Origin of the sequence: Pseudomonas sp. WS 5011 (assembly GCF_012985775.1) — a bacterium.
GTDB classification, from domain to species: Bacteria; Pseudomonadota; Gammaproteobacteria; order Pseudomonadales; family Pseudomonadaceae; genus Aquipseudomonas; species Aquipseudomonas peli.
This window is the reverse complement of record NZ_JAAQXA010000039.1, coordinates 1-13,359: the sequence shown is the minus strand read 5'-3', so window position 1 is coordinate 13,359 and position 13,359 is coordinate 1. Positions and strand designations below refer to the sequence as shown.

The 13,359-nt window shown below is 56.5% G+C and carries 11 protein-coding genes; 2 read left to right on the top strand and 9 right to left on the bottom strand.

The annotated features are described in order from the left end of the window. The first annotated feature begins 255 nt into the window (after positions 1 to 255). Positions 256 to 948 carry a hypothetical protein gene (locus HBN63_RS20780; protein ID WP_170050731.1) on the top strand — a complete coding sequence of 231 codons (693 nt, stop codon included), beginning with the start codon at positions 256 to 258 and terminating at the stop codon, positions 946 to 948. Positions 949 to 1,157: 209 nt separating this feature from the next. On the opposite strand, the gene HBN63_RS20775 is transcribed toward HBN63_RS20780, so the two are convergent. From HBN63_RS20775 to HBN63_RS20740, 8 genes are all read right to left on the bottom strand, one after another. Continuing rightward, positions 1,158 to 2,327 (bottom strand): Wadjet anti-phage system protein JetD domain-containing protein, encoded by a 1,170-nt coding sequence (locus HBN63_RS20775; RefSeq protein WP_084342476.1) that lies wholly within the window; start codon positions 2,325 to 2,327, stop codon positions 1,158 to 1,160. Beyond that, positions 2,324 to 5,773: an SbcC/MukB-like Walker B domain-containing protein gene (locus HBN63_RS20770; protein WP_170050730.1), complete on the bottom strand. Its 3,450-nt coding sequence runs from the start codon at positions 5,771 to 5,773 to the stop codon at positions 2,324 to 2,326. The genes HBN63_RS20775 and HBN63_RS20770 overlap by 4 nt, the downstream gene beginning before the upstream one ends. Then, a complete protein-coding gene (locus tag HBN63_RS20765; RefSeq protein ID WP_170050729.1) occupies positions 5,760 to 6,443 on the bottom strand; it encodes a DUF4194 domain-containing protein in 684 nt (227 codons plus the stop codon). The genes HBN63_RS20770 and HBN63_RS20765 overlap by 14 nt, the downstream gene beginning before the upstream one ends. Continuing rightward, complete coding sequence (locus HBN63_RS20760) at positions 6,440 to 7,933, bottom strand: Wadjet anti-phage system protein JetA family protein (protein WP_170050728.1); 1,494 nt, start codon at positions 7,931 to 7,933, stop codon at positions 6,440 to 6,442. The genes HBN63_RS20765 and HBN63_RS20760 overlap by 4 nt, the downstream gene beginning before the upstream one ends. Further along, positions 7,915 to 8,751, bottom strand: a complete 837-nt coding sequence (locus tag HBN63_RS20755) for a WYL domain-containing protein (protein ID WP_052351310.1) — start codon at positions 8,749 to 8,751, stop codon at positions 7,915 to 7,917. Before HBN63_RS20755 ends, HBN63_RS20760 begins: the two co-directional genes overlap by 19 nt. Positions 8,752 to 9,462: 711 nt before the next feature. Then, positions 9,463 to 9,942, bottom strand: a complete 480-nt coding sequence (locus HBN63_RS20750; protein WP_004374702.1) for a hypothetical protein — start codon at positions 9,940 to 9,942, stop codon at positions 9,463 to 9,465. Further along, complete coding sequence (locus HBN63_RS20745) at positions 9,923 to 10,567, bottom strand: DUF6036 family nucleotidyltransferase (RefSeq protein ID WP_003117289.1); 645 nt, start codon at positions 10,565 to 10,567, stop codon at positions 9,923 to 9,925. The genes HBN63_RS20750 and HBN63_RS20745 overlap by 20 nt, the downstream gene beginning before the upstream one ends. 38 nt (positions 10,568 to 10,605) lie before the next feature. Next, on the bottom strand, positions 10,606 to 11,604 hold the full coding sequence (locus HBN63_RS20740; RefSeq protein ID WP_170050727.1) for a DNA-binding protein: 999 nt from the start codon (positions 11,602 to 11,604) through the stop codon (positions 10,606 to 10,608). Between the two features lie 182 nt (positions 11,605 to 11,786). Between HBN63_RS20740 and HBN63_RS20735 the strand changes: the two genes are divergently transcribed. Continuing rightward, entirely contained in the window at positions 11,787 to 12,746 is a 960-nt protein-coding gene (locus HBN63_RS20735; protein ID WP_074937805.1) for a site-specific integrase, read from the top strand. A gap of 62 nt (positions 12,747 to 12,808) precedes the next feature. Here HBN63_RS20735 and HBN63_RS20730 read toward each other — a convergent pair. Beyond that, positions 12,809 to 13,359: ATP-binding protein (locus HBN63_RS20730; protein WP_170050726.1), on the bottom strand; the 551-nt coding region annotated here is incomplete at its 5' end.

Genomic DNA, 13,359 nt, shown 5'->3' with positions numbered 1-13,359 from the left:
GAGGAAAAACACGGAGGAAGAAGCCGCATCGTGACCGATGCGGTTAGAATTTAAACCCCGCGCAATCGGGTGAAGCCACCGGTCACGTTGTTAGCGAAATGAGCGGTCACGTTCACCGAAATCCGCAACTTTCGATTAAATCGACAGCCTACGGCGAGGGGCACTTGGTTCTACTGGTGGTTCAATGTCTGTCCGGTGCACGGCTGCCTTCTGCTTGAAGAAGAGAGTACCTCGGCACCAAAGGCTCTACATTCTATGATTCGCAAGAATCAGGCGCTGATGCCCTATGGCGGGTGGGTGCTCAGTTCGTACATTCAGAGACGGCAAAACTTGAGCCGTGACTCATTTAAGGTGCTGCTGCTTATGGCACTGGAGTTTCAGAAGTGGTACCAGCAGTCTGTTCAGCGCGGTACTTTCCTTGTAGATGGAGCAGAGGTTGGTCTCGCCGAGATGGAGAGATTTCTAAGTGACCTTCTGGCAATCATTGGCAAAAAACGAGTTTATCCTGGCGATCCACTTCCTGACATCGCGCAAATTCTGTGTATCAAGTCCTGGAGTACGCTTAGTTCTTCGCTGCCAATAGACTCAGGCTGTGAGCCTTTTTTATGCCTAGATCCCGGCGAGCACTCCGGTAACATCCGCATGGCAATGTTTGCTTTTCTCGGCCTGCTTCTGAAGCTGCCGTATTGTGTTCATCTGTGGCCTGCTGGCAACGGGCCGATCGACGAGGGATCGTTCGCCAACATTTGGATTGGAATGCACAGTGATGCGGCGAGGGTGCCTAGCTATTTTGGTTGGTTGCGGCAGCGTTCTGAGGAGTGGAGCGAGCCTATCCGCATCCATTTTCAATATCTGCTTGAGGATGGGACGCGGAAGATCCGTTCCGGAGAGAAGGTGAAAAGCTGGATAGAGGAAAAAACTAACCCCCTGGTGCGCAATACGAGATAAATCTCGCCCGAGGCGTGGGGGTTATTCTTGGGGAAAATCGTAACGGAGGATCCTCATGCCGTCAATCCGAATTAATGTTGAAGCTCATAGGAGTTTCTGTAGGGAAGACGCGCGGGGCTCAGTTACTTCGCCCGAAATGCGTAGCATGTGAGACCTCCAGCAGTGGGTGCCTAGCAACGTGCCCGATTGCGAGCACTGAATAGCCCCGGCTACAACGCTTCCTGTTCCACCGTAAACCCTGCGGTCAATACAGCCTCGCCCAGTTCACTCCACCCTGCCTGCTCAGCAAAATACTTCATTCGCTGTGCAGTTCGTCTTGAGGCGGGCCTCCTGAGCTCAAAGGGTACGTTGTCAGGATGCATTGCATGAGGTTTTAGGCTGTGCCCCATCAGAGCCGAAACCTTGGCCAGTGTGGCCGCTATCCGAAATCCCCCTTCGTCGACATCTCCCCAGTGGTGGATGGGGGTGCCGATCTCAATGCTGGAAAGGATACGGCGGTACATTGCCGTCCAGGCTGGAGACGGCATGCCGGCGGTGTAAATTAGCAGGGTAGGGTGATCAAAGTGTCGCTTGGCTTCACTGTGGAACGTGGTTAGGTTTTCGATGGTAAGGACACCATCTATCGTGCCTGAAGCGGCATGAATGGTGCTGGCGGGAAGCCCGGTATAAGGCTCGTCGAGCCTTGCTGTGACACGGCCCCTGACGATATCTACATTACCTGCAAGTAATACCGGCTGCTCTTCTTTGAATAGTCCGAGCTCTTGCCAAATCTCTGGCGGCGTCCTGGCCGCGGCCTCCAGCGAACCTTGTAGCAAGACATCCAATGGAACAGTAAGTTGCTCGATCCGCTTGCTGTTTCGAAGCAAGCGAGCGCTGACTTCGCGCACCGAAGACAAGGTCGCATTCTGCGCACCGACACAATGGTCGATGACCATGATTGCTTCTACCCAGTCGGCAGCGGCGTCAGGCCCCCATCCCCGGACGTTCGCCATCCGTGACCATCTTTCAATAACTAGTTCGAGCACATCGTGCTGCGCTAGATGCGGTGCAAGGAGCGATTTGGCTTCGGCCAATATCTCTGCATGGGTGGTTTGCTTGAGAAATCGGGCAAGGGCAGGGGTATCTATCAGGTCAATGCGCTCGATCAGCCCATCTACTGGATTCAGTTTGTCGCGCACGAAGCTGATGGCTCCGACGTCCCGGGCAGCAAGGAACACTTCCTCGCATTGCTGCTTCTGGTGCCAGTTTCTGATCGAGCTGTACGGCTTGATCTGTGTCGCGGTCAACGCCGGAGGACGTTGACGCACACCGGCGGTTGCTTGGTTACCCGCCTTCAAAAGCTTGAATAGCAGTTTGTTGGCGATATCTTCTGGCGTCATTGGGAGGCTCCGTTGATGCCAGCTGATACAGGCAGCGCTTGCGACCGCATCGATGCGATCTCCTGTTCGATCAGCTCAGGATGAAACTCCCACAGGTCCTCGCGGAACTGATCACGCATCGCTTCAGTCACCTCAACGCGATCAACCTGAACGGCATGGCGTACGGGGTCTTTTTGAATCTCGAAGTAGCTGTCGAGGAATGCGTTGAGGATGCCGAGGTTCTCTCCTGGACTTGCGAGCAATACCTGCAGGCCGAGCTCCTGCAAATACTTCATAGTCGCCACAATGTTTGAGGTGTCCATCTTGTCGAAAGCTTCGTCCAGCATGATCAGCCTCAAACCGTCGTTCGTACCGTGATCCATGCGATAGGCGGACCACAGGCCGGCACCCGCGATGACATACAGTGGTGCGCGATGTTCTCCTCCTGATCCAGGTCCGATCCGTTTGCTCAGGTGGCCGATGGTTTTCGTCGTTACGCCATCCGGATCCACCTGCTCAATACGAATATCGAATTCATAGAATTCGCGGTAGTCATCCAGAGGGCTCTTGCCGCCAGCATTACCGACAGCGACCTTGTCACGCAGGAGTTCCTCGAATTGAGGAGGGATACCGCCGGTATCACCAAAGAGCCCGCCATCGACGCCGTAATCGGCCACATTTCTTATGAAATCGAGCAAGGGCTTGAGGTGAGGGCGGACCTTGTACATGAATTGATAGCGCTCGCCATTTGTGAATGGTGGAGTGCTACGCAGTGCCGCATTAAGCCGCTCGAATGTTTGGCGAAGAAACTCAAGATTGGTGTTCAGGGCAATCGCCACATCTCGACGAAAGGTTTCCTGCGAAGCTCTATAGGCATCTTCGGCATGAGCCTTATGCTCTGGCAATTCGGTGTTTTCCAGCTTCTGAACGTGGCTGTCGATCCAGATTTTGGCTATGCGCCAATCTTCAAGTTCGCTTTCAGGTAGGGTTTCATGATGCTCCTGCAGGTAGGTCCAGAGGGCATTTCGTGCAGTATTAGCCTGCTTCTGTCCTTCTTTCTCGCTCTGCTGGAACTGTGTATGGCAGTGGGTGGCCATGGGGCCAGGCGTGTCGAAACGCTCAAGGAGTCTGTCCCATTCGCTTGCAACGAAATCGGCATCGTAATCTTCGTGCTGCCGGCATTGCTCCTTGTACTGAATACACTGCTGAAGCCGCACTGTGCTGCTCTGATAGGTGCTGTCCAACCCTTGGAGCTGGGACTCGCTCACCACCGCTACTTCAAGTGCATGTTTCGTCTCACCTTTCAGTCGGACCAGGGTCTCTTGCAGCGTCTTAATGCGTTCGCAGATTTCGAGGTATTCGGCGTCAGCAATGTTGGCGACACGTTGATCAGCCAACTCGCTTTGCCGGACAGCTTCGTCGTACGCCGTGGCCAGATTGAGGATCAGCCGGCTAGCCACGGAACTGGCGAAGCCCTCGGTGCCTGTCAATGCCTGCGTGGTAGCAGTAATCCGATCCTGAATGTGTCGGAGGTTGAGCGCGGCTTTCGCCATATCGGCCCGAAGTCGCTCAGCTTGGCCTTGGGTGCCGGAGCCGATGCGTAGGTTTTGATCATCGAGTCTAAGGCGTTCAAAGTCCCGTGGGCTGACATACATGCCATCCATGGTGAGCGTGCGATCACTTTGGAGCGCTTCGCTGGTTTCATCCGCGCGTTTCAGATTACCGAGCTGACTACGTAGATAGGCCAACGCAATAGGGTTTTCACCTTCGATCAGTGCAGCGACCAGGCCATTCTGGTGCATCGAAGGCATTTTCACCTGGGTACTTCGAACAATCTTCACTCCGTAAATCGCCCTGCGTCCCTTCAATTCTCGGTAGATGTCAAACGCACGCTGCTCCTGCTCTTGTGGTAGGAGCAGGGCCTCGATGTTTTTACCCAGATAAGCTTCGATTGCCGGTTGCCAACGAGGATCTGTGACCTTCACTAGATCGCAGACTGGAACGGGGTTCAGTCCGTCATCGAGCAACTCTCTCAAAAGAGTTTGTACCCCGGGGCTTAACGGCGCTTTACCTTGTTTGGCCCGCTCCAACGCACTTTCAAGTGCCTGGATTTGTTCGTTGATTTCGCTCGCCTGATTCGACAGGTCCAACTGAATGGCCTGCAGTGTTGCACTGATCTGGCTCCCTACCGTGGCCATGTCCTGTAACGGCGAGTGCAAGCCCTCCGTCAGTGCCAGTCCAGGCGTTGAAATGAGGGGGTGGACACGGGCGGATAAAGTCAGCAACTGTTCCTGATACTCTGCCAGATGCGGCAATTGGGCAGCAGTAACAAGCGCTGCGCAAACTTTCCTGAGCTCTTCTTGAAGCGCCCTAGTACGATTGGTTAACAGATTTCGCGCACTTTCCTGGTTCAGCTGAGCATCAGCATTTTCCTTGTGCGCAGCATGAAGTTGCTGGCGTGCTGTCAGGTGTTTGAGTTCTTCCTCGGTGGTGCTCAGTGTCGTCTCCAGCCTCTCACTGGTCGCCCTGAGCCGCTTGGCGGTTTGTTTAGCCGCCTCCAATCTTTCGTGAGCGGTTTCACACGCGAGTTGCGCTTCCTCTTCTGTGGCGATCGCCGCGAGGCCGCGCCATGAAGCCGCTTGGCGTAATTTGGTCTGTGTTTTGCAATAGCTATCGGCCACCCGTTTACCGTCGGCGATCTTCCTTTCGACCGTCTCAATCAGCTGGCTGAGGTGCTTGAAGGTATCGACGATGGCTTTGAATTTTTTGATGTTGGTAGGACGATTCTCCAGCACGTCGCTACGAACAATCTGATCCACCGATTTATCGAACTTCATCCGCAGCGCAAAGCGGAAGGCGCGGATGAAGGCATCGTAGGACGGTTGGCCGTTCTTACCTCTCAGTGCAAAGAGAATCTGCTTGGTGAAGCTGCTGGGATCATCGTAGAAAGGGTTCTCCCCGGATATTTTCGCACGCTCCATTAGACGACTACGAAAACTGCTCCAGGGTAGGGGCGCAGTATCTCCATCCACAACCTGCAGGTGGTCGGTCATGGCCAACTCAACGCCGTTGACCACATAACGGCCCACGACCCTTGCATCTTCGCTATCGAGAGAGGCCTCAATACAGATGCCGGTGGTGGTGGGTTCGCCTGTATTGAGGTTTCTCCAGGTCAAGGTGATGTAGGTGGTCGCATTGGGGCGTGCGCATTCGGTGATGTCATCCCCATATTGGCCGAGACAATAGGAACGCAGGGTGCGCGTCTGTTTGACGCCCGAAGAGTCAGCTTGGGCATTGAAGGCCATCAGGTTTCTGTTCGCACCGAACATGGCAATCTGTACGGCGTCTAGGGCTGAGCTTTTACCACTACCATTTGGGCCGAAAATGCCACTGGTTTCCCCCACGCGGAACTCTTCGTCCTCATACAGCAGAAACTGGATCAGCTTGATGCTCTCAAGGCGCTTCATTGGCAGTGTCCTGATCTGTTTGGTCTGAGTGGTTGTCGTCAGCTGACGAGGCGGTAGCGCTTCCTGAAGTCCCCCAAAGCGCGAGTTGCTGCAAAGTGGACTCCCCGAGAATGACGCGGATTGCCGGGCGAATAGCGATGCCTCCATCCTCTGAATCAACATGTAGGTCGGCGAGGTGGCTGTCAGTGGCTTCCAGCCGCCGTACGATGCCCCAGCGGCGAGCGGTACGGATGAGAGACTCAAGTTCACCTTTGGGTGGGAGCTCGCGGCCGGTCATCAAGCGATATTTTTCCTGTAGTTCGATGAAGTCGCAGATGATTTCTCCGCTTTCATCCGCAATCTCGCCGGCCCGCATGCCTTCCTCGTAAAGCCCACGCAGCACCAGGGCGAACAACGTCTGCGGCACCGTTGCCGAAGTAGGGCTAGGATGCTGCGGGATCGCATAGGCGAACATCAGCTGACGATCTACACCGACGGCGATTCCCAGGGGCGCCAGGACCTTGGTGATGTGCCGCTCGTATTGCTCGATGATCCCGAAGGCTTTTCGACTTTTAAGATCCGCGTGATAGATCACCTGCTCCGCCACCAGTCGGTAGGCTGCTGCGGCGAAGTCATCCTCTTCGTAATATCCGTTTGAGCTGCTCGCCAGATCCTGCCAGTAGCTGTTCATGGCTCATCCTTCTTCTGGACTGGGGTGGATTTGCGCAGGCGAATTTCAAAAGACTGGGCCAAGAGGAACGGGTGCTGGCTGGAACCGTCTTCGTCGTGGACCACATCGAGCCCCGGGATCTGTCGGCGAGCCTGCATGACGGATGAGGCGATGCCTGACTTCAACGCTGTGGCAAGGCTGTTGAAGCTCTGGTAGGCGCGCAGGTTTTCGATGCTCTCCACGGGCAGATCATGGCTGCTGACCTTGTCTTGTGAGCCAAGGGCTGATTTGGCGTAAGCCCGCAGTTTTGCCGGGGTGATGCGTCTGCGCTCCTGTGCACGCCGTACCAGATTGCCAACGGCACGGGTATGTTCAGAGAGCACTGCCTGGCGGAGTGCAGAAGGAGGCTGGCGTTGTGTTTCCTTGCGCGGTGGCGCCAGCCTGGAAGCGGACATCAATCCATCAGGCGCGAAAACCTGAGGCCACGTTTCCGGAGGCCCCTCAAAACCGCCCTCCAAGCCGCTAGTGAGCAGGCCATCGATTGCATTGCGCAGTAGATCGTCAATCGGGCGTATCGACTGCAGTCGATACTGCAAAACGATCAACGCTCGTTTGTTAGCACTTCTGACCTCATCGTCCAACCGCTCCAGGTATTCCTCAACCCGGTTAAGATCCTCCAAGCGCCGGAGGTCTCGCTCAAATGTCGCATCGGCCTTGGCTTGATCTCCGTTGGCCAGACGGGTGGTGTACCACTCCATGAGTCGGGCACGATGTTGTGGTTGCGAGGAAAGCTCCTCTACCGCCTGCAGAATCTGTGGGCGTTTGGATAGTGGATGCTCTTGGGTACGTAATTCCTTGTAGTCCCCAATGAACATATTGACCACGTAGCTATGAAAGAACTGCCGCGCGTACTCGGCGGTGGTTTCCTGGGTGGCGATCGACGCCATCAGGTCTCGAACATTGGTGCCAGTGGTCCGGATGTAGATCAGTAGATTCCGACATTGCTCAGCCGCTTCGCGAAAGAGATCGCCACCGCCATTCTCCCGCAAGACCTTGGTAATCAATGCATCAATGGAGCTGATCTTCCCGGACACGAAAACGGGATCTTTCTCGGCGTAATCGATGAGCAGATTGAGCATCTGGCTGACGGGAGGCGCCATCGATACGGTTTGTGCTAGTCCGTACTTTTCCGTACGAAACCAGCCTGCTTGCAAAAGGCGGCGAAAGTAGTTGGAAGCTCGCTGGTCCACGCTCAGGTCAGGGTCTTCGCCTTCCTCAGGCTGCCACTTCGGCGCAAAACGGATGTGGTCCTCGATGTCCTGGAGTATTTCGCGCTGGACGAAGCCATGACTGGGCGGAAGCGGAGCATCGGGTCCAAATCGGCGGCGGTACAGGTGACAGAGCAGCGCCCAGAACTCATGCCGGTTGGGAGAGGCTAGTGGGCTGAATAGCCGATCCGGAATTCTTTCGAACAGCTTTGATCCAACACCTCCTATACCGTGAACAGCCATGGTCGTAGCTCCTCCATGTTCTCCACCGCCAACTGGTACTCGGGAGGCAGCTGCTTGGAAGGATCGGTGGCCGCCCGCAAGTCCTGAATGAAATACGCCACCATGGCTGCGCGGCAGCGCTCAACTCGGGCGGCGGTACTTGAGAAATATTCAAAACGAATCATGTCCTGCTGATCCTGATTCAACGCTGGATGAGCAACCAAGCGGACGTCGAGAAAGGTGCGCCAGGAAAAGTCTTCATCTGCGGATCGCTCACTAGGCTTGCTCAGCAAACAGGGAGAGTCGATCCGTCCCAGGGCAAAGTCGCGAAAGTCCTGCCGTGTTGCACAGAATGCGCGGACGTGCCAGCGGCGGCCTGCGCGTATCACGCTGTGCGGTGAAATCACGCGCGGATGCGGCTTGGGGTTGCCCATGGATCGGTAATTGATCTGCAACTGCTGGGACAGCTCGATAGCTTCGGTGATCTGGGCAAAGATGCGCGGCGGTGGCACGGACAGGTCGGGAAAGGCATTCCAGAGTGTTCGTTCGTCAGACGACTCGCCTTTCGCGTGCGTGATGCCGACCAGTGACAAATACTGGCCCAGCGACGCGGCTGCCTCAAACTTGCTGCGGTAGACCGCTGGAGTGGCTCTGTAGCTACGTGAAATGGCATCCCACTCCATCCAGTCGGGGTGTGCATGATGAAACTCACTGATCAGTTGGCTGACGCGGGTGACTTTCATGCCCAGCAATTCACGCAGACGGGCGTTGCCGAGCCGACCACCCCAGAGAAGCAGGGTCTTGAGTAGCTCGGCGCGCGCTAGAGGCTCTTTGATCATCGAAATACTTTGTGCCTCTAGTTCCGCATTTAAGTGGGGGCTTTCAGATATTGTAGCTTACAAAAAATGTAAATTACAAAAAATGTAAGATAAATCCTGAGTGTGCCGTTTTGTAGGCCGAGGAGGGCGGCGGAATGGTAATGATGTCATTGCTCATCGGAGGGCGTGCTTGCATCCACTTCTATAGAGGGGGTCATGCCGAGATAAAGGAAAATTAGGACATACGCGCTGCAACTGATTGTATTTAAATATCTTTCTAGCGTCGCTAAGTTACTCAGGATGGGCTTTATAGGATTTTATAGTCAATTATAGAATCGGCTCTGAACGCCTGATTGAAGTTATGCCGAGGTAAGGGGGGAATCAGGGGTATGCCGAGATGAGGCAAAAATTAGTGCATTCGTTCTGTAACTTGCTGTATTTAAACGAACAGAATGGAAGTCCTGCTCAAGCGAAGGCGCGCTTAGCGCAATGGCTTCAGCCTGATACCGCTGAGGATCAGTTCGGCCTGCTGCGAATTAAGTAGGCCGATCTGGAGTTGGCAAAGGCACCGGGGTGTCGGTATCAAGGCTCTGAGCCCAGGTCTCGACCAATGCGTGATCGATCACCAAACCCTCGCTCACGTCGGCTAATGCCTCGCGTGTTAGATCAGCGAGTCGTTGGTCGTCATTTGTTGAGTTGGCCATTCCGCGTCCATTTTGCCGTGCCCTGCTGCTAGCTTACGGGCGTTGGCTCTGAATAGCCCGTCTTCACGCCCTGGGTGGCGGCGTAATGGCGGGTTTGGAAAGCCAGGACATCCTGCATCTGCTTGCTGACGTCCTCTTCAAGCCCCCATTCATAGGCCAGCTTGTCGAGTTGGTAGCGAGAGACAAGCTGGGTCGCACGAGGTGAGCGTTCTGCTGGTTTCAGGTTCGACCAACTGCTGACAAAGCCTTTTAGGCGCGCGGCTTTGTCCGTTGATACACAGGGAAAGCGACGCAGCAGGTCGACGAGATAGAGGGCACGCAGCTTCTGTTCAGGCTCGCGCAGCTTGCCTGCCACTTCACGCTGCAGTACTGGCACGAGGTCGCGCTCTTCGTACCACAACTGCTTGGCAAGCTCCACAAGAGCATCGGACGCAACTTGGCTAAGACGCTGCTGGGTGACAGTCTCCAGGAGCGTGCCAAAGCTTTGTTTACGATCCAGACGTGGCATCTCGCCCATCCTCCAGGTACTTCGCTATGACCAGTTTCAGGCAGCCTAGCATTGCGCTTCGGTTGCCCACGGCATAATCGATTGCCTCTGTTGCCAGTGTAACAAACTGGCCGACATCGACACGGCCACATTCGATGAGCTGTTCGATATCATATTGATCGTTTTCCGTAAAGCGGCCGAGCTTGGAGATGGCCAGATCCACGCCGGCGGCAACGAAGATATGCAGCGGCTGCTCACCCTCGAAACCCTCCATCGGGATGGCGCGCTCGCGGTAGTCCTCGTGCAGTGGCCCGAGGGCATTGGTGTAGTTCTGGTCCAGGTACACCTGCAAGTCGCGGCCGTCGCCGTCCTCATAACCCTCTGGCGGTGTGTAGACGGCCATGATCTCGTCCTTACGCAGCACGCGGGCCGCCTCGATCTCCGCATCGATGTCCGCACTACCACGCGCATGGGTGAGCAGGTGCACCGCGCAGCCGCCGAAAACGAAGACTTTGAGCGAGCCTGGCGGATTGCCATCCAGTAGCGGCAAGGCCCGGGCGAACAGATTACCAATGGCCTGGCCCAGTGGCGTAGTCAAACGGACAGGTTCCGCAGCCCCCTCATTGGTAGTCTCAAGTAGTGTCATCTTCACCTCCGCTCAGCGCATAGGCTCAGTGTGCCGGTTCATGTGCTACATGCGCCATCGCTGTTCGCAAGCGGTGCCCCGAGTAGCTTCAGCTGTGTAGTGGCTTCGACCAAGCGCTTCTGCAGGCCCTGCGTCTGCTGCGCCTGAAGCGCGGAGGCTTCGCTCAGCCGGGACACCTCCTCCTGCAATGTGCGACAACGCTGATCAAGGGCTTCATTCGTGCGTTCGGAGCCGGCCAGCGTGCTCTGCAGAGCCTCCAGGGCCTGAGTTTTCTGCGCCACTAGCTGTTGCTGTGCATGTCGCTCTTTTTGCAACTGCCGCGCCTCGGTGAGCAAGCGTGCATTGTCGCGGTTCAGTTGCGTCAGCTCGTCCTGCTTGATTATCAAGGTCTGCTGCAGTTGCCGCAGTTCTAGTTGCAGTTGTTGTACCTGCGACTCGTGTCGGCGTTGTTCCTGCTCACGCTGTTCCTTGCTGGCCTGTCGGTAGTGCTCCAGGGTGTCGCGCGCATGTCGGTGTTTTTCCTCCAGCGAGTGGATCTGTGCGTCGCGATCCTTGTGCCGCTCCTCGAGGTCACGATTAGCCTGCTGTAGGCGGGCGTTCTCGATCTCGGCCTGTTGCCGTTGCTCGCGTGCCTGCTGCAACTCGTGATGAGTGGCCTGAAGCCGTTCCGCGTCGAGCGCGGTCTGGCCTTCCAGTTGTTGGATGCGGCTTTCGGCCTGTCGAAACCGATGCTGGTAATCGAGCCGTTCGCGGGCCAGTTGTTCGCGCTCCAGGGCCACAGCGGCCTGCGCCTCCTCCTCTAGCTGATCTGCCAGTTGGCTGACCAGATTGGCCAGCTGTTCGCTGAGCGGGATCGAAGCCGCATCCCGGCCGCGCTCGGCGTCTTCGAGCTCTTTCAGGTAGCGGTGAATGGTGGTCTTTGAACCGGTGTTGCCCAGCTCGATGCGCACCGCATCAATACTGGGGTGGGCGCCGCGGGCGAGGAGGGCATGCCTGGCTTTCTGCACGACAGCTTTGTTGATTCCACCACGGGCCATGACGGAGCCTCCTAACGATTTCGTTCTGTGGTACATACCATGTAGATACATAGCACTTTATCAAGGATTTCCCTTATTTTCTACCAATAATATAGAATTGGGTAATCACGAATTATCCAAGGTGAAGCGCCATTTTCGTCGTTTGGCAGTCGCTCACCGGTACACCAAGGGGGTGCGCTCAGATGAGCCAGGAGATTGAGCGGTACCTGCAGGCCGGCACCCGCGCCAACACGCGGCGCAGCTACCAGCAGGCGCTTGAGCACTTCGAGGTGACTTGGGGCGGCTTCTTGCCGGCGACCAGCGATGCCATCGTGCGCTACCTGGTCGACCACGCCGCCACGCTGTCCAGCAACACGCTCAAGCTGCGCCTGGCAGCCCTGGCGCAGTGGCATGTCAGCCAGGGTTTTCCGGATCCAACCAAGACCCCACTGGTCCGTCAGGTCCTCAAAGGCATCCGTACGCTGCATCCGCGTCAGGAGAAGCAGGCCGAACCCTTGCAGCTGCGCCAGCTCGAGCAGTGCGTGTTGTGGTTGGAGCGGACTGGCGATCAGGCCCGTGCCGAGGACGACTGGCCGCGGATGCTGCGCTGTTGGCGTGACCGCGCGTTGATCCTGATCGGCTTCTGGCGGGCGTTCCGCAGTGATGAGTTGTGCCGCCTACGAGTCGAGCACATCCAGGTAAGGCCTGGGGAGGGCATGCAACTGTTCCTACCCTGGAGCAAAGGTGACCGGGACAACCAAGGCCAGACCTTTAGCGCGCCGGCGCTGGCCAGGCTGTGCCCGGTACAGGCCTACGTCGACTGGATCAGCCTGGCGGGCATTGCGCGCGGGCCGGTCTTCCGTGGAGTTGATCGCTGGGGGCACTTAGGTGAGCAGGGTTTGCACCCAAATAGCGTTGTCCCACTCATGCGCGCCGTCCTGCAGGCGGCAGGGCTGCCTGCGGAGCTGTACAGTAGCCACTCGCTGCGCCGCGGTTTTGCCACCTGGGCTACCCGCAGCGGCTGGGATCTCAAAGCACTGATGCAGTACGTTGGCTGGAGCGATGGTCAATCCGCATTGCGCTATGTCGAGAGCACAGGAGTGTTCCCTGGGCAGCTGAGTGCGCTACAACATATCTCAAACTGGCCCGAGGGACTGCCATAAGACCGCCTTCGGCGGCCCCGATCCGCACCTAGCCGCGCACTGGGAACACCAGCCAAGTTGGGCTAGCGGTTGGCAGTAGCCGACTTACCGCCAGACCGACAACAGTGGTGATGGGGGAATTCGATATGAAAGCCCGTGAGACCCGCCGCTGAAGTACACCAGATGCGGCCTTTGTGAGCCTCAATGATGGAGCGGGTGATGGCAAGACCGAGCCCGGCATTGCTCGGGCTTCCCTCCCGCCGAGCGGGGTCAACCCGGTAAAAGCGGTCGAAGAGCTTCTCTAGATGCTCTGAGCTGATTGTGTCCCCTGGGTTCTCAATGCTGAAGGTTGTGGAGCCCGCTGTCTCGCGGATCAAAACCGAAATTGTATGTCCCGCCGGCGTGTAGCGCAGTGCATTGGACAGCAAGTTGGAGAGTGCACGATCAAGCATCAGCCGATCTCCCAGCACTTGGCCTGTGCCTGTGAGCGATAGTTCAATGCCATGTTCTTCGGCCAGAAGGTGGTAGTAGTCAAACAGCTTGAAGACTACGTCAGCCAGTTCGATCCTGGCCTGCTCGGGGATGATCAGGCCATTATCAGCCTTGGCCAAGAACAGCATGTCATCAATCATCC

What these genes read in the sequence shown, in the direction of transcription:
- HBN63_RS20780 (WP_170050731.1), top strand. Translation starts at nt 256, where the DNA reads ATGATTCGCAAGAATCAGGCGCTGATGCCCTATGGCGGGTGGGTGCTC.
- HBN63_RS20775 (WP_084342476.1), bottom strand. Translation starts at nt 2,327, where the DNA reads ATGACGCCAGAAGATATCGCCAACAAACTGCTATTCAAGCTTTTGAAG.
- HBN63_RS20770 (WP_170050730.1), bottom strand. Translation starts at nt 5,773, where the DNA reads ATGAAGCGCCTTGAGAGCATCAAGCTGATCCAGTTTCTGCTGTATGAG.
- HBN63_RS20765 (WP_170050729.1), bottom strand. Translation starts at nt 6,443, where the DNA reads ATGAACAGCTACTGGCAGGATCTGGCGAGCAGCTCAAACGGATATTAC.
- HBN63_RS20760 (WP_170050728.1), bottom strand. Translation starts at nt 7,933, where the DNA reads ATGGCTGTTCACGGTATAGGAGGTGTTGGATCAAAGCTGTTCGAAAGA.
- HBN63_RS20755 (WP_052351310.1), bottom strand. Translation starts at nt 8,751, where the DNA reads ATGATCAAAGAGCCTCTAGCGCGCGCCGAGCTACTCAAGACCCTGCTT.
- HBN63_RS20750 (WP_004374702.1), bottom strand. Translation starts at nt 9,942, where the DNA reads ATGCCACGTCTGGATCGTAAACAAAGCTTTGGCACGCTCCTGGAGACT.
- HBN63_RS20745 (WP_003117289.1), bottom strand. Translation starts at nt 10,567, where the DNA reads ATGACACTACTTGAGACTACCAATGAGGGGGCTGCGGAACCTGTCCGT.
- HBN63_RS20740 (WP_170050727.1), bottom strand. Translation starts at nt 11,604, where the DNA reads ATGGCCCGTGGTGGAATCAACAAAGCTGTCGTGCAGAAAGCCAGGCAT.
- HBN63_RS20735 (WP_074937805.1), top strand. Translation starts at nt 11,787, where the DNA reads ATGAGCCAGGAGATTGAGCGGTACCTGCAGGCCGGCACCCGCGCCAAC.